Origin of the sequence: Mesorhizobium sp. LNJC405B00 (assembly GCF_000502615.1) — a bacterium.
GTDB lineage: Bacteria > Pseudomonadota > Alphaproteobacteria > Rhizobiales > Rhizobiaceae > Mesorhizobium.
The window spans coordinates 96,837-110,480 of sequence record NZ_AYWC01000010.1 but is presented as its reverse complement, the minus strand read 5'-3'; the positions used below and the strand labels follow the sequence as shown (position 1 = coordinate 110,480).

Sequence of the window (13,644 nt, the reverse complement as noted above, 5' to 3'; positions counted from 1 at the left end):
GACGAGAAAGCCCGCCACCGTAAGGCAGCGGGCCAACTTCTTTCGTGGCGAAAGATGTTCAGAAGCCCTTCGCGGTCAGGTATGCGCGCCAGTGGGCTGGGTCGATCTGCGGGCAGGCTTCAACGATCCAGTCGTGGTCTTCCACGTTGACCTTGCCTGGCACTACGCGAACGGCTGAGGCCTTGGCGGATGGCGCCCCGGTGATGTTGAGGCCATTCACGACCAGTGCCCGCGTCCCATAGGCCGGTATTGAGGGGACGTGCCTCTGCTTCACGTCCGGCCGGCGGCGCTGTAGCTCCCGCAACACCGTCCTTCCAGCAAGTACACCGTCACCTCGGAAGCCGTCACAGGGGCCGCTCACGCCGCCCTGATCATCGCTGCCGTTCCATTCCTCTGTGCCGACACCGCTCTGGCAGCACTGCTCCCGCCAGCCAAGGAAGGGTTCCGAATCGCCCTCGTCCAGTGCATCGTGACGTTCATCGTTGATGTCGCCGCCGTGCTCGTTCTCTTCCTCGCGCTCGCCGTCCTGGGCGTGCAACTCCAGTTGGCTGCCATATCCCCATCCGAGGCTTTCCTCGAGGTCAGGATCCGGGCTCATGGCGTCGAGCAGGTCAATCAGCCGCTCGATCGAGGTTGCGATAGCCAGGCGGTCGTTTTCCGCCACGGTGAGGAAGATTGCCCCGTCTTCACGGCGCATTTCAGGTTGATGGATGGTGGTCATTGTCTATCACTCGCGGTTTGAAACCGGCCTCTCACAGCCGGCGGCAAATTGCCCATTGTGGGCATTTCGCCATCATCGGTGGCGGACCGATAGCCGGGGGGTGAGAACCTGCCGCGAGACAGGTCGAACGCTTTTAAGGTTTCCCTCTGGACAGCACGCTCGCCCCCGGCCATAAAGGTCGGGTTCGGAGCCGTGCCGCCAAGCACGTCCGTTGTTTCCAGAGTTCTGGAAACTTTAAACCGGGGTCTTTCTGCCAAGAGAGACCGAGCCCGCCAAGGCTCCACCGGTCGATCGCAGTCCGGGTTCTCACACCCACGGACGATGATGCGCCTACATCCTTAAAAATTCAAGCGCGCCCTTGCGGGGGCGAAGCTTGCGCGCGATGCTCGTTTTTGGTGAGGGGGAATGACGCGATGAGGCTCGACCGCGACCTGCAGCAGACGATGCTGCGAGCAATGGCGGAGGCTTATCCAGAACCGATCCGACGTTTTCCTGGCATCGATGGCGTGGACACCGCCATGTTTGCTGCAAACCTATATTACCTCTGCGACCACGGCTTGGCGGACGCCAAATGGACGCGGACCCTTAATTCGCCTGCCTCTCCAACAGGGTCACGCATCACTGCTGCTGGCATGGATTTCCTTGCGGACGATGGCGGCTTGTCGGCTATCCTTGGGGTTGTGACGATCCGTCTTCACGAGGACACGATCAAAGCTCTCCTTATCGACCGGATCGAAAAATCGGATGCACCGGCCAGTGTTCGAACAAAACTTGTCGACCAGATCAAGGCGTTGCCGGCCGAGGCGACGAAGGCCCTAACGCTGGACGCTATCAAGGCCGGGCTGGCAAATATGCCGGAATTCCTGACATGGCTGCACGGGGCGCTAACCACATAAGCTTGCCAGCCGCTCATCTTGACGCGAGCTCCCGCTGCTCCAGAATCTTAGACATGGCTCGGGGTAGTATCAAAGTTGGCGATGAGGTCGCCGTCACCGCGGTTGTGCGCGGTCGGGTGACGCCCGATCGCATAAGCGTGACAATCCCGTCCTATGACTTCCCGCATTCGGTGGTCGATTCGACTTCGAAGGCTGTGATTGGCCAGCATATGGAAATGATCGGCCCTGTCACACACATCGACGGGGACAAGGTAACCGTCAGCCTCCGGCCGTTGGTGACTGTCGACGTCGAGCATGTTCGCTTGGTCGAGAGCTACGTCGCGCCAAAGCGGAAGAATCCACTTGTCGATAAGGTCTAGCTACTACCCTTGGCTGCTGGCTACAGGCGTTTCTCTGTGGTATCGGCAAAAGATGGGAGGCAACAACAAAGAGCAACGTTACACCGGTCTGCAGGCTTTACGAGCTATCGCTGCCCTATTGGTTGTGATTCAACATGTGGGCTATTTTTCCGGCCTTGCGACAGGATCTGATACGCTCGGCTTTCGGCATCTCCAGCTTGGCACCACTGGTGTTTTCATCTTCTTCGTCATTTCCGGCGCAGTCATGGCACTGGTGTCGAAGGAAGCGCCGACGGCCTTTGCTCTTGCGCGCCTGACACGAATATACCCTGCCTTCTTCCTCGCCCTCGTCTTCGCCTATGTCGTACTGTGGATCGCAGGGACACGCCCCCACGTCGGACCGGATGCTTCCCTGCTTCTGCTTCCGACCGGTGATCTCAATTCCACGTTCAATATCCCCTATTGGACGCTGATTTACGAGATGCAGTTCTATTTCCTGCTTTGGATCGCCCTGCTCTGCCGCACATCGCATCTGGTGAGAATGTGGCTGGCTGTGGGGTGGGCGGCGATCATCCTCGTTGTTGCCGCCGCCGGCGTCCGCGTCCCTGTGCCAAACCCCACCGCTATCCAGATCCCCTTCGTAGGCGTGAATGTGTTCTTCGTCATCGGTTACGTGATGGCGTCGGGTATGATGACAAAGGACTGGCGACCGTTTTTTACCTTGGTATTCCTCACTTCCATCATGAGTTTGTACGCCAACGCCTGGAGCGGAACTTACCTCGGGCTCGCTGTCCTGAGTGCTTCGGCGGTATTCGTCGCCCTCAAAATCGACTCCGGCTTAGTGCCGAAATGGTTGGCAAAGGCAGGGGACTATTCCTACGGGCTCTATCTCGCCCATCTGTCGATCATCTCCGCGATCTATACCTTGGCGCCAGGCTGGCCGCTTTGGGCGATGGTGGTCACTATGCTGTGCGCAGGGCTGGCAGGCGGCCTTTTGTTTGGCCCCCTGGAGCAATGGCTCTATGTGAGATACTGGCGGCCAATCGCCAAATGGGCATATTTGGTTAGTCCCGTAGCTCAGGCTCAAGCCAGTTAATGGCGGCGCAGCGAAATTACGATCTGGACGCGCTTCGCGGGCTGGCAGCGCTCAGCGTGGCGGTCGGGCATTGCGCTACCGCTATCGGTGGCGTTGGCCCAGCGTTGCGTATGACGATCGAAACAGCACCGGACGCGACGCTGCAGGATGGCGTTTTTCGGCTCCTGCACATCGTCTTTCATGCCGACGCTGCGGTTATCGTGTTCTTTGTTCTGTCGGGTCTGGTGCTTTCCCGGTCGCTTAGGAGCCGAGACGATGGCATTGTGGCCTACATCGTCCGAAGAACTTTCCGCCTTTTCCCGGTGGCGGCCGCCTCAGCACTCATCATTGGCTATCTGACGCCGGCAAGCACCTGGTCGCAGATCCTCGGCGCGTCGATCTTGTACGACACCTCTCTAAACGGGGTGCTGTGGACACTGCAGATCGAGGTCTGGGGAAGCCTTTGGGTCTACGCCGCAGCGACAGGCAGGCGAATACACCCGGCGCTCTTCTATGCCTTTGTAGCCGCTACGATCGCAGTTTCCTACTTCGACCATCGCCCGGTTCCGCTGTTCATGAGCGCCTTTGCCCTTGGCGCGATCATCGACGATCTGCCGGCCACCGTGATCACCCGCGTTGCCGCTGTGCTCGGGCTTGTCGCCCTGATGACGGCTGACTTCATGCTCGGCCAGGGCTTTGCAATGCGTTGTTGGCAGATGGCGGGAGCGGTTTGTGTAGTTGCCTACATTTCACGCAATTCGATCTGGCTGACGGCGAATCGCTTCGCCCATTTCCTCGGGCGGATCAGCTACCCGTTTTACCTACTTCACCTCGCGGGCGCGCTGATCGTCGCAAAGCTCGGGGTAAGGTCGCTAGACCTCAACCCCTTTTCGCTCTTTGCAGTCTACAGCGTCACGTCGATCGCCATAGCCATCGCCCTCGCGTGGATCACTCACCTTGCTGTCGAAGTCCCGGGCATGGCCATGGGCGAGAAGACCCGGCGCCTGCTTGCAGCGCCGAGGCCCGCGCCCAAAGTGGCCTAGTCCACTATCTCGACCGTCAAGCCCTGGCAGGTGATATCGCCAGCGCTCGCGACGCCGTTCTGCCCTTGGAACTTGATGACGATTGCTCCGCTGGTGGCCTCGGCACCTGTGCCGCCTACGACCTGCGAGATGCTGCTTCCTCCGACTGTCGTGCGCCTGTAGGTCTCCGCCGAAGCGCCAGTCACGAGCACCTCGGAGCTCACCTCCCACCCGATGGCGTTGAGCGTCGTAGACCAGCCGCCCATGTTGGTCGCGCCGAACCAGAGCCGGCCGGTCTTGGTGTTCGCATTGGCGGCAGTCGTGCCCCAGGACCTGATGCGAACGCGCTGACCAACCTTAAGCGCAGCAGCGGGGATGCTGTAGGTCATCAGGTCTTCAGCGGTCGTGACGGCTGTCGTGGAGGCCGGCGTGACGTTAGCCGACACCATGTCCGAGGTAACGCCATTCACCAGGCGCTGGCCGGTGGCATTGACGCCCGCCGTGCCGAGCACGTTCTTACCGAAAAGCCGAACGTCGGCATAGGGTGACGCGCCAAGGTCGACGTCGTAGAACGCGCCCGCCGCCTGATTATTATTTTCGGCCGTGTAGTTCCCCACTCGGACTTTCTTCGCGCCGTTCTGCACCACGAGGCCAGATTTTTGATCGTAGGCAAAAAGTGCGTCCTGGATCACTATGTCCGTGCTCGTCGACTTGATCAGGCACGCCTGCCCGGTGTTGGTGTGGGCGTAGCCGTTCGCGAAATTCGCATTTGTGATAAACCATGTGCGCCCCTCGATCTCCGCGCCGCTGGTCGTATGCTGATCCACACCGACATTCGACATGTAGACATAGGCCGGCTTGAGCGAATCGGTCCAAGTAAGGGCCTGGATGCCGATTGTCGGCCAGACAAACGTTGAGTTCGTTACGAACACACCCTGGCAATCGCCACGGAGGCGGAGGCCAGCGGCTCCACCATCAAGGGAACCAGACCAGCAATTGTTGATCGACAGGCCAACGGCGCGGCGGCCCTCGATCCAAAAGTCATTCTCCCAATTGGCGGCGCTACTCGTTCCCACCTGATGAATGTTGTTCATCTCGATGTGGAATAGGTACTTCGTGTCGTCGAAGCCGTAGAAGGCCCATGATCCACCGCCATACTGGCGGACGTTGCTGATCTGGATCCATCCGGTCTGCGTTGCCAAAACAGAACCGCCGACGAAGGACGCGCAAACGCCATCTGCGTGAAGGTGCAGTTTTCGATGGTCGTCCCATATGGGGTAGTTTCGTGAACGCCTCGGCACGCAGTAAAACCACCACCGTGGAAGTGAATGCCGGTTATCAGGAATGGCTTATTGGTCGTTCCAGCGACCGCGCCCGTCAGGATGCACAGGAACGTTGTGTTTGCCGAAGCGCGGAGCATGGCTTCACCGATCCCGCGCCAAGCGCCGCCATTCGCGCGGTTGACAGTGATGCTTGCCGCGCTGATCTGGTAGGTGCCGGGCGGGAAAACCAATTCACCACCGACCGTCGCGCGATAAGTTTCCGCTGCCTGAATGGCCGCCGTGTCATCGGTCACGCCATTCCCGACAGCGCCGAAGTCCTTGACGCTGATGCGCTCGCGCGCCTTGTCCTGCCATGTGCGCGTAACGGCACTGGTGCCGGCCTGAAGGAAGCCGGCCCAAGACGGGTCAGCCCCAGCGCCATTGGTCTGCAGCAGGTAGCCCGCGGTGGATGCAGCCAGGCGCGCCGGCTCAGTTGCATTCCGGAATAGGAGGTCACCGCGCGTCGTGAGCACGTCGGCAGCGATCGGTGTTTCATCAGCAGTGATGTCCAAGTTGGTGTCGCCAACCACCGGGTCGAGCGTGTTGAAGGTGAACGTCTTCCCGGCGTTTGCCGTCCCTTCCTGGACGTAGGCGGTCGTACCTTTTTGGATAGTGCGGGCGGTGCGCGCGTCGGACGCACGATACCACTGCCCGGTGCTGGCGGTGCGGATGCCGTTCTCGGACCCGTCGGTCTGACCGGTCAGGAGAATGCGGTCGCCGACCTCAGTCAGCACGCCGTCGATTGTCTGGAGACCGCCGGTGTCGACGTCGATGTTGGTTGTGGCACAGAGGCGGACAGGTTCACGCGCGCTGGTGAGCAGGCGGACGGCGGCAGTTGTGGGTCGGGGCATAGAGAAGGCTCCTTCAACGGGACGGGCGCGTCATCACGACGGGCCGATAGACCTTGCCTAAGGGTCGTTTCTGGCTACCGGGCTCCCCCGGATGATTTGGCGCTTTCCGGCAGGCCCAAGGCATCGCCAGCGGCGTGCTCGACCCTGTCGAAAAGGGTACGGATGTAGAAAAGGTTCTGAGCCGGCAGCAGCTTGCGCAGGGTGTGCACATCGCTCCGCTTGAAGTCGCCTGCGGAGATGGCGCCGGAAATCTGAAAAGCGTCGCCTGCCATGTCCAGCGTTGGGCCTAGCAGCGCGCCAGCGGTGTTCCTGGAGGCATATCGAGAGATCTGCTTTCCCGTCAGCATGGAAAGGCCCAACTTGCCCCTGGTGGCCTTCTCCACGACGCCGTTGGCATCCATCGCCCACCCTGTCAGCCCGGACCAGTCCAGCGCCTCGACAGCCCACACCTTCGGGTCGGCCGACGTCTCGCGGTCGGCGATTGTCTCGCGAGCCCAGTATGTCAAAGCGCCAAGACCGAGCGACAGGAGCACGCCGTTGAGGGTGGCGGCATCCCGCTGCTGAAAGCCAGCGAGCATGGTCTTCTGCATGCTCGAGACGGCGAAGCTTTTGAACTGGGATACCGTCTTGCCGAGCTCGGTACTCATCCACAGGGGCTTGTCCTGCCCAGGGGTGACGATGATGCGATCGACTTCACGCACGACGGCCGTGCGGAATGCGTCAATGGCGCCGCGGTCGGTCCAATCCCCTGCCTTGGCAAAAAGGATGCCGTTCTGCTCATCGCCGTGTTCGGCGTATTGCTGGACGATGCGCGCGGCCAGATCGGCATCGATGCCGGATGATGCGAGGCTCCTGATGTCTCTGGCCGTCGCCTTGCCCTCAACGACGCGCTGCGAGGCGCGCATGATGTTCGTCATCGTGACGAGCCCCGAGAACTGCTTGAGGCAGGCGTTCCAAGGCGCCATCAGGGACACCACGCCGAAGCGTGACGACAGCGCCGTGAGACCACGTTCAAAGGCGGTGTGCCGCCCAAAATCGTCGGTGATGTCAGCCATGGCCATAACCCGGCTATCCAGCACCAGGTCGAGGGCTGTTCCCGCCTCTTTCACCTCCTGGGCCGCAAGCTTGAACGTGCGGAAATTTGTCACCAGCGGGACAAAGCCATCCTTGAAGGTGCTGGTGAGACCGTGGCTGAAAACCACCTTGGCCATGTCAGGAACTGCCGACACCGTCATGCCGCCGACGAGCTGGAGCGGGTGCACGGTCATTGCGGGTATCCCTTCGGCTGCCAAGCGGGATTGATCGGCGATCGGGCGTCTCCCGAGGTGACGAACGGCACCAGCAGATCCATCGCGGCCACGTCTTCGGCAGAGAGCGGAGCCTTCTCAATCAAGACGCCTGCCTCCGTGCAGCGATGCATGGCCTTGATGGCGCTCACCGGAATCGGGGAAATCAACGGTGGGTTCAACTGTGCGACCAGGTGGATTGCTTCGCCATGCCGCGACACATGAGAGCCAAGATAAATTTTGCAGACGCCCATGAAGCCGCCGGCGCCGATGCTGTTGATGAAACCAGCAAACGCCCCGCCGGCTTCGGGATCGAGCAGAACGGCCACGACATCCAGCGGCCGAATCTCAAGCGACGGGTCGACCTGGACGTCACTGCCGTTCGGTACGATGTCGCCCAGGCAGTTGCCGCAGAATTGGAAACCGTAGCCCTCCATGGATCAGGCCTCCTCGCCTTGACCGGGATGATGCGTGTCGCCCTTGCGCACGGTCGGGTTGAGGCTGGCGCGCACCGTGGCGCGACCATCGAGCGGACCACCGAGGCTCAAGAACGACAGGAGCGTCTTGTCGACAAGGACAGCCGACCGGCTCAGGCGCTCAGGTGAGGCCGCGCGTTTGCCAGCCATGGCTTCGCGGCGAACGCTGTTGAGGTTGATGCGCAGGTCAGGACGCCGCGCCCGCTCGAAGTCGCCATCCGTCGCCATCAAAGACCGTTTCAGTGCATCGCATTCGAACAGTTCGCCTCGAACCTCCTCGATGAGCCCGGCGACACGGCGCCAGCGCTTCGAAAGGTCGGCCGCCTTGGCCTTTGCATCCTTGCCCAGCGCCTCGATATCGATCGCGGCCTCGTTCTTCGCGGCCTCAATGCGGCGGATGTCGGCGCCCTCGATCGCCTTCTCGTAGAGTGCAATCTCGGAAATGCAGGCGGCGAGATCGGCGCGGACTTCGGCCAGATCACCATCGCCGAAAATGGCCTTGTCCTCGGCTTTCTCAAGCTCGGCTTTGCGGCCGATGGCGGAATTCATGTCGGTGTCGAGCGCGGAGATCACCGCCGCGAACTCGCCGGATGTCCGGGCAGCGTGAAGCGCTTCGGTGTGGGCAGACAAGAGCAGGGTCATTTCCGAGTTCCTTTTCGGCTGGCGTGCGCAAGGGCCTGCGCCTGGCGCGCCTTGGCCTGCGCTTCGCGCTGTTTCTGTTCCTTGCGCAGCTTTGCCGCGTTGGCTGGTCCTGCGTAAACGGGCATTGTCGGGCTCCTTCAGCGAGGGTTCATCGGAAACCAGGCATCGAGGTTTTCCCCGGCTGCCTTGCAAAGCTGGATGGCGCGCGTCGGGTTCTCCCGGATCGCGGCGGAGATCGCCGATACGCTGACGATCTTGCCCTCGGCATCGCGCTTGAATGGGTTCGGGCGCTCGCGGCCATTCGAACCGAAAACTTCGCCAAGTGTGCTCATCGGAATGCCTCCAAAGGATCGCTCATTTTGCCGGTGTGGCCGTGCGGTGGCGCTACCGGCCAACCGTCGTCCTCATCGTCCTTGTTGAAATCGAGGGTGAGAACGCCCGCGGCCGAATTGGCCCAGTCGTCATGGTCGCCAATCTGGTGATCGATCTGCGCACCGCGCACGACGAGCGTGAGCAACTGCTCCTGCAACTTGCCCACGTCGAGCAGCTCGATATCGCCCGCGTTAAGGTGCGGCTCGAAAGCCTCGTAAATCTCGGTGCGGCTCCATTCGGAGGCCACGAGCTTGATGCCCTGCCCTTCAAACGCAAAACGGAACGTCTCGCCGGCATAGTTGTCGCCAACTGCCTTGCGGATGCCGTAGACCTTCATGGCGCGGGCGAACTTCTCGACTGCCTTCTGCGGGTTGAATGGCGCCGATCCGTCCTGCGAGACAAGCAGGTCGAGGATGCGCCGGTTGCGGCCATCCATGTGGCCGATCGCCAGTGTGGCATCATCCGAACTGCCGCCGCTCATGTCGACAAAGGCGCGATACTTAATGCCCTTCTCAGGCGGGATAGAGCGCAGCGTCGGCACGATCGAGCGCATGACCATATCGCCGTCGAGAAAGGCCCCGTTGGGCGCGCCAGGCAGGTTCAGGTGCAGCCGGCGATACTTGTGGGTCGGAAGGCGAAGCTTCTGCTGCTCGAGGTATGCTGGGCCTTCCGGCCATGAATCCATCGAAGGATTGGCCCGCTGCTCCTGCGGCAGTTCGGCCAGCGCCGGGTCGGTGCAGAGGTCGCCTGAATACCACGAGAACAGCATGCGGGGGTCGCTGCCCGCCTTCCCGAGTATCTTGAGGTCGTAGAGCGGCACGCCTGGGCTGGAATAGATCGTGTCGTAGGACGTGATCCACTGCAGCGCGTCGGCGCGTGTCGGGTCGGGCGCGAGCGCTTCGAAGATGTCCCAATGCCGATAGCCGTGGATCTCGTCATAGGCGTTGAGCGAGGCCGTCTTGCCGTGCTGGCCGAGAGCGTCACGGGAAGGCAGCACGCGCATCTGCCCGCGCCCGTCGCGGCGCTTGATGCCCTTGGCCTGCTTGTGCACCTCATGGCCGAGTTCGACAGGGTTCGCGTCCACCAGCTTCTTGGCAAGCTCCAGGTCGTCGCCGGCCTGCCCTTCATCGTTGGCCAGCAGGTTGACGTCGTTGCCGTGCTCGCTGTCCCACACCAGCAGGCGGTAGAAGCTCGCCAGCACAAGGTCGGTGGTCTTGTTGTTCTTTTGGCCCTGCCCGACAGCACGAGGTTGTACAGGGGCGTGCCGTTGTCGCGGAAGGTGTAGAGCGCCTTGAGAAGGAACTCGCGCCTGTAGGGCTCAATGGTGTCCATGAGCGGCCGGCCGTCGATCCAGTTGAGCCGGGCGAAGAAGTCGAGCGGGGACGGGGCGAGGATGCTCAAGCTTGCTGCTCCTGCATCATGCGCTCGCGGAGCGTCAGCGGTGCGGTGCTGGCCTTGGTTCCGATGCCGAGCGCCTTCTCTGCCCGCGCTGCCTGGTTGGCGGTGCGCACCACGTCGTCAGGGCTGATGTTCTCGCCGGCCATGAAGCGCACTCGGGTAAGCTCGGCGGCAACGGAGAGCTCGGCTGCGATCTGCACCTTGGAGAGCGTTACCGGGGTCAGCGTGTCCGCTCCGCCGAGAGCCTGAGCGAACATGTCGACAAGCTCCTGCCGGCGGCGCCACTCGCGCGTGCGACGGTCCAGCATGCCTTGAGCAAGGCCGCCATACTTGCGGGCCATGTCAGGCGCTTGAGCGGGGTTGATGGCTAGCACTTCGACGCTCCAAATCGGTTCGTCGAATGTGCGTCAACTTGTACGTAAATGCAAGGTGTGCCGTTGAAAGCCTTGTGATGAAAGGATATCGGGCGGAGATACCCTCCGCTGCCGGGCTGAGAAGGCCTGTCTTGCTGCTTCGGTGAGAGGTGGCAGAAAAAGCGCGCTCTTCGCGTGAGTTTCAAGCCATCCGTGATTTTTCGGTGAGTGCACCGTGCGAATCTTCAGGCGTCAAAACAAAGGAGGTCTTCATGTTTGACAAACTTGCCTCACGCCTAATCACGATATTGGTTGTCGCGGTGCTCCTTTATGCGCTTGACGGAAATACCTCGAAGGTTGGCGAAATCATTCGGATCGCCTTGCAGTTGGCTGCCTAGAGCTGCATCCGGATGGCCGGGATTCAATATGTAATCCGGCCATCCTCTCTATCTTTCTCGAAGCCCTTGGCGATTACCCTTCAAACTCAGAGCAATTGGCTCTTGAAGACACTGGCCTGCATGCGGAGGTCCATGTCCGAGTTCTGTTTCTCTTTCCTTTCGGTTCATGGTCTCCGTTCGGTCTCATGTGCACATTCGGTTTCATGTCTCGTGTCCCTGTCTCGGTTCGGTTCTGTCTCTGTGTGTCGACAGACTGTGGGGAGCCTGTCCACAGTGTGTCGGGCGATTCATCGGTTGTTGAGCATTCTCGACCGGGCGAGCGCGTCTAAGGTCTGGTCAAGCGGGTTCGGTCCGGCCGCCGCCTTGCCGCCCCACTCTGTCGCCATGAAGTCGGCCTCGGCCAGTTCCCTGATCTCGTCGCTGTCGATGTTGGCGATGATCTTCATGGTGCCCTTGGCGTGATCCTTGTTCGTCGGGATGTTGCCTTTGTGCTTGAACCACTTCTTCACGTAGGTTTCTTCGGTCCTCGGGTCATGAAGCACCAGGTCGGCCGCAACAGCGCTCGCGAGTGCTGCGCGGTACTGTTCGGGCTGCCACAGAAGATCGGCCAGCGCGTAGCCTTCCCTGACCCTGCAGCAACCGGCGCTGTTCTGGTGAGGGCCGCTGATGAAAAACAGCATCAGTTGCCGGCCGTCACTGTCCAGCGACAGGAAAGCCGGCGACGTCCAAATCGCGGGCGAGACAGGCGCGAAATCTCGGCTCATGACGACCTCCAACCGGTTAGGATTGACTGAAGGGATTCCAGCTCAGCCGCGTTCACAGTTTCGCAGCGCGCCCAGGCGTGTGGCTCTATCAGCGCTTTGATCTCCCGCTCTACACAGTTGCGCAGGTCGCGCGGGTCCATCGCGTCCAGCTCCCAGCACTTTGACCCGTGGTTTTGGACGAACCATGCGTGGCGCCTGTCAGCGACCTTGTCGGATGCCGGGAAATACGGAAGCCCTACCGTCTGCTGACTGGTCAGCGCTATGCGGACGAACTTGACGTGGTGGCCACCGTATTCCTCAATTCGCCGCGGAAGGTCACATTCCGACATGTACATGCCGCTTGGGTCGAAATCGCCGCAATACAGGACAACCAGATTCCGGCCATCGTCGTCCTTGGCGATATCATTGACGGTGGTGGCGCTGGCGAAGCCGTGCATGACCCGGAAACCGACAGCGTAGTGGTCGAGCACCGGCTTCAGGACACCACGAACGGTTCCCTTCTCAGACCAGACTTCGACCCTATGCGGCTGCTGATTCCAGAAATCCCGACGATATGACCGGGCTACAGCCCGGGCGTACTCAGCGGGATCATCCCAAGTGGAAACGCGCTCCAACTCCCGCGTCTCGTCAACGATCCAATCCCAGGATATGTCGCCCTGCTCTCGGGCAATCCGCAGCAGCCGATAGACCTTCTGCATATCGTTCGTTGACATTGACGGGCTGAGCCCAGTCGTGAACAGTTTGTAGCCGATGCCCCGACCCGTGATCGGTTGCACCTTTTCGGCGATCTGGTGCATCGCGGTGATCAGGTCGAGCGAGGCCTGCGCCATGCCTCGACCCTTTTTCAATCCCGGTTGAAAATGCTCGGTCATGATACGGCCTCGCATTTCATCCGGATGTGCACGTGCCGATGATGCAGCCGGCAAAGCCAGTCGACAGCAAGCGGCCGGTCATAATCGGGATGGTGAGCCTCGGCGTGCGAAGATCCACATTCCTTGCACGCCTCCTGAATGATCAGGCCCCGCCTGAGCGCCGATCGCAGAGCCGCCTGAGCCCATACGGCTTTCGGGTGGGCATTCTTCCACTTCGTTGCTGGCGAGGTCATGAGCGGCCTCCCAGACAGGCAAGCTCAACCACAACTCGAGCCGTCGTCGCGGGCAGGTGCCAGCGGTGCGCGACAAGCGCTGTAGCGAAGTCCGTTGCGGTGCGGCTGAAGGTGGGATAAATTGCCGGGAGGCTGCCTTCGGAAGCGCCGGTTCTATCAACGCCGTTCCTGGTGCCAGCCAGGGCGGCGTTTCGTTTATCTGGATGTCTCATGCTGCACGCTGATGCCGAAGATTGGCTTCGCGGATCGCCTCTATCGCCTCGGCGGCGGTCAGGCCGAAGGTCTGCTTGAGGTGGGGGATGATGGGCCGGCCGATACGGTCCCGATTATCGGACCGCAGCCAGGCTGCAGCCTCCTCGATGGCGGCGCTATGTTCGTGGTCGGTGGTCATGCCGCCACCCCGCTCGCGTCAATGCGCTGCTTCTGCCATTTGGCGATGTCTTCCTCCAGCCAGCCCACGGCGCGAGCGCCGAGCTTGATTGGTTTGGGGAAGGTTCCTGCGGAGATGGCTGCGTAGAGACTTGACCGGGGGAGCCCGGTGGCGCGCTCTACGTCTTCGCGCCTGAGGATGTTCTGGACCATTGGGGTCGCTCCTGTTTCTAAAACAGGCCCAAGATGTCCAACA

Annotated in this window: 19 protein-coding genes; 5 read left to right on the top strand and 14 right to left on the bottom strand. The window is 61.2% G+C overall.

Annotation, left to right across the window (positions count from 1 at the left end; all coding sequences use genetic code 11):
- Nucleotides 1–58: 58 nt before the first annotated feature.
- On the bottom strand, nucleotides 59–721 hold the full coding sequence (locus X756_RS146460) for a hypothetical protein (protein WP_023730618.1): 663 nt from the start codon (nucleotides 719–721) through the stop codon (nucleotides 59–61).
- A gap of 413 nt (nucleotides 722–1,134) precedes the next feature.
- On the opposite strand from X756_RS146460, the gene X756_RS0134885 reads away from it, so the two are divergent.
- From X756_RS0134885 to X756_RS146475, 4 genes are read left to right on the top strand one after another with little or no spacing between them, the layout of a single operon-like run.
- Complete coding sequence (locus tag X756_RS0134885) at nucleotides 1,135–1,617, top strand: hypothetical protein (protein ID WP_156941401.1); 483 nt, start codon at nucleotides 1,135–1,137, stop codon at nucleotides 1,615–1,617.
- 53 nt (nucleotides 1,618–1,670) lie between these two features.
- On the top strand, nucleotides 1,671–1,976 hold the full coding sequence (locus X756_RS146465) for a hypothetical protein (RefSeq protein WP_023730616.1): 306 nt from the start codon (nucleotides 1,671–1,673) through the stop codon (nucleotides 1,974–1,976).
- A gap of 52 nt (nucleotides 1,977–2,028) precedes the next feature.
- Nucleotides 2,029–3,051 (top strand): acyltransferase, encoded by a 1,023-nt coding sequence (locus tag X756_RS146470; protein WP_023730615.1) that lies wholly within the window; start codon nucleotides 2,029–2,031, stop codon nucleotides 3,049–3,051.
- Nucleotides 3,051–4,073: an acyltransferase gene (locus X756_RS146475; protein WP_023730614.1), complete on the top strand. Its 1,023-nt coding sequence runs from the start codon at nucleotides 3,051–3,053 to the stop codon at nucleotides 4,071–4,073. Before X756_RS146470 ends, X756_RS146475 begins: the two co-directional genes overlap by 1 nt.
- Here X756_RS146475 and X756_RS146480 read toward each other — a convergent pair.
- The 9 genes from X756_RS146480 to X756_RS146505 all read right to left on the bottom strand — a co-directional run bounded on the left by X756_RS146480 (nucleotide 4,070) and on the right by X756_RS146505 (nucleotide 10,773).
- Nucleotides 4,070–5,254, bottom strand: a complete 1,185-nt coding sequence (locus tag X756_RS146480; protein WP_156941400.1) for a hypothetical protein — start codon at nucleotides 5,252–5,254, stop codon at nucleotides 4,070–4,072. The two genes, X756_RS146475 and X756_RS146480, sit on opposite strands and share 4 nt — an antisense overlap.
- Entirely contained in the window at nucleotides 5,143–6,225 is a 1,083-nt protein-coding gene (locus X756_RS1000000166780) for a head decoration protein (protein ID WP_023730612.1), read from the bottom strand. Before X756_RS1000000166780 ends, X756_RS146480 begins: the two co-directional genes overlap by 112 nt.
- A gap of 74 nt (nucleotides 6,226–6,299) precedes the next feature.
- Nucleotides 6,300–7,493 (bottom strand): hypothetical protein, encoded by a 1,194-nt coding sequence (locus X756_RS146485; protein ID WP_023730611.1) that lies wholly within the window; start codon nucleotides 7,491–7,493, stop codon nucleotides 6,300–6,302.
- The gene (locus X756_RS146490; protein WP_023730610.1) at nucleotides 7,490–7,948 is read right to left on the bottom strand and encodes a hypothetical protein; all 459 of its coding nucleotides are present in this window, start codon (nucleotides 7,946–7,948) and stop codon (nucleotides 7,490–7,492) included. Before X756_RS146490 ends, X756_RS146485 begins: the two co-directional genes overlap by 4 nt.
- Nucleotides 7,949–7,951: 3 nt before the next feature.
- The gene (locus X756_RS146495) at nucleotides 7,952–8,629 is read right to left on the bottom strand and encodes a hypothetical protein (RefSeq protein ID WP_023730609.1); all 678 of its coding nucleotides are present in this window, start codon (nucleotides 8,627–8,629) and stop codon (nucleotides 7,952–7,954) included.
- On the bottom strand, nucleotides 8,626–8,754 hold the full coding sequence (locus X756_RS1000000170415) for a hypothetical protein (protein WP_280806617.1): 129 nt from the start codon (nucleotides 8,752–8,754) through the stop codon (nucleotides 8,626–8,628). The genes X756_RS146495 and X756_RS1000000170415 overlap by 4 nt, the downstream gene beginning before the upstream one ends.
- 12 nt (nucleotides 8,755–8,766) lie before the next feature.
- Entirely contained in the window at nucleotides 8,767–8,961 is a 195-nt protein-coding gene (locus X756_RS146500; RefSeq protein WP_023730608.1) for a hypothetical protein, read from the bottom strand.
- Nucleotides 8,958–10,202, bottom strand: coding sequence for a hypothetical protein (locus X756_RS1000000166775; protein WP_023730607.1), 1,245 nt, complete (start codon nucleotides 10,200–10,202; stop codon nucleotides 8,958–8,960). Before X756_RS1000000166775 ends, X756_RS146500 begins: the two co-directional genes overlap by 4 nt.
- 196 nt (nucleotides 10,203–10,398) lie before the next feature.
- A complete protein-coding gene (locus tag X756_RS146505) occupies nucleotides 10,399–10,773 on the bottom strand; it encodes a hypothetical protein (protein WP_156941399.1) in 375 nt (124 codons plus the stop codon).
- Between the two features lie 251 nt (nucleotides 10,774–11,024).
- Here X756_RS146505 and X756_RS1000000170410 point away from each other — a divergent pair, with 251 nt between their 5' ends.
- Nucleotides 11,025–11,150: a hypothetical protein gene (locus X756_RS1000000170410; RefSeq protein WP_280806616.1), complete on the top strand. Its 126-nt coding sequence runs from the start codon at nucleotides 11,025–11,027 to the stop codon at nucleotides 11,148–11,150.
- 287 nt (nucleotides 11,151–11,437) lie between these two features.
- Here X756_RS1000000170410 and X756_RS146510 read toward each other — a convergent pair whose 3' ends face one another.
- The 4 genes from X756_RS146510 to X756_RS146520 all read right to left on the bottom strand — a co-directional run bounded on the left by X756_RS146510 (nucleotide 11,438) and on the right by X756_RS146520 (nucleotide 13,601).
- Nucleotides 11,438–11,914, bottom strand: a complete 477-nt coding sequence (locus tag X756_RS146510; protein ID WP_023730604.1) for a hypothetical protein — start codon at nucleotides 11,912–11,914, stop codon at nucleotides 11,438–11,440.
- Nucleotides 11,911–12,786 (bottom strand): hypothetical protein, encoded by an 876-nt coding sequence (locus tag X756_RS10360; RefSeq protein ID WP_023730603.1) that lies wholly within the window; start codon nucleotides 12,784–12,786, stop codon nucleotides 11,911–11,913. The genes X756_RS146510 and X756_RS10360 overlap by 4 nt, the downstream gene beginning before the upstream one ends.
- Before the next feature lie 441 nt (nucleotides 12,787–13,227).
- Nucleotides 13,228–13,410, bottom strand: a complete 183-nt coding sequence (locus X756_RS146515) for a hypothetical protein (protein WP_023730602.1) — start codon at nucleotides 13,408–13,410, stop codon at nucleotides 13,228–13,230.
- Entirely contained in the window at nucleotides 13,407–13,601 is a 195-nt protein-coding gene (locus X756_RS146520) for an AlpA family phage regulatory protein (protein ID WP_023730601.1), read from the bottom strand. The genes X756_RS146515 and X756_RS146520 overlap by 4 nt, the downstream gene beginning before the upstream one ends.
- Nucleotides 13,602–13,644 lie beyond the last annotated feature (43 nt).

Excerpts from the sequence above, each read along its gene's own strand:
- X756_RS10360 (WP_023730603.1), bottom strand. The coding sequence starts at position 12,786 with ATGACCGAGCATTTTCAACCGGGATTGAAAAAGGGTCGAGGCATGGCG.
- X756_RS146495 (WP_023730609.1), bottom strand. The coding sequence starts at position 8,629 with ATGACCCTGCTCTTGTCTGCCCACACCGAAGCGCTTCACGCTGCCCGG.
- X756_RS146470 (WP_023730615.1), top strand. The coding sequence starts at position 2,029 with ATGGGAGGCAACAACAAAGAGCAACGTTACACCGGTCTGCAGGCTTTA.
- X756_RS146510 (WP_023730604.1), bottom strand. The coding sequence starts at position 11,914 with ATGAGCCGAGATTTCGCGCCTGTCTCGCCCGCGATTTGGACGTCGCCG.
- X756_RS146515 (WP_023730602.1), bottom strand. The coding sequence starts at position 13,410 with ATGACCACCGACCACGAACATAGCGCCGCCATCGAGGAGGCTGCAGCC.
- X756_RS146475 (WP_023730614.1), top strand. The coding sequence starts at position 3,051 with ATGGCGGCGCAGCGAAATTACGATCTGGACGCGCTTCGCGGGCTGGCA.
- X756_RS146520 (WP_023730601.1), bottom strand. The coding sequence starts at position 13,601 with ATGGTCCAGAACATCCTCAGGCGCGAAGACGTAGAGCGCGCCACCGGG.
- X756_RS146485 (WP_023730611.1), bottom strand. The coding sequence starts at position 7,493 with ATGACCGTGCACCCGCTCCAGCTCGTCGGCGGCATGACGGTGTCGGCA.
- X756_RS146490 (WP_023730610.1), bottom strand. The coding sequence starts at position 7,948 with ATGGAGGGCTACGGTTTCCAATTCTGCGGCAACTGCCTGGGCGACATC.
- X756_RS146500 (WP_023730608.1), bottom strand. The coding sequence starts at position 8,961 with ATGAGCACACTTGGCGAAGTTTTCGGTTCGAATGGCCGCGAGCGCCCG.
- X756_RS1000000170410 (WP_280806616.1), top strand. The coding sequence starts at position 11,025 with ATGTTTGACAAACTTGCCTCACGCCTAATCACGATATTGGTTGTCGCG.
- X756_RS0134885 (WP_156941401.1), top strand. The coding sequence starts at position 1,135 with ATGAGGCTCGACCGCGACCTGCAGCAGACGATGCTGCGAGCAATGGCG.
- X756_RS146460 (WP_023730618.1), bottom strand. The coding sequence starts at position 721 with ATGACCACCATCCATCAACCTGAAATGCGCCGTGAAGACGGGGCAATC.
- X756_RS1000000170415 (WP_280806617.1), bottom strand. The coding sequence starts at position 8,754 with ATGCCCGTTTACGCAGGACCAGCCAACGCGGCAAAGCTGCGCAAGGAA.
- X756_RS146465 (WP_023730616.1), top strand. The coding sequence starts at position 1,671 with ATGGCTCGGGGTAGTATCAAAGTTGGCGATGAGGTCGCCGTCACCGCG.
- X756_RS1000000166780 (WP_023730612.1), bottom strand. The coding sequence starts at position 6,225 with ATGCCCCGACCCACAACTGCCGCCGTCCGCCTGCTCACCAGCGCGCGT.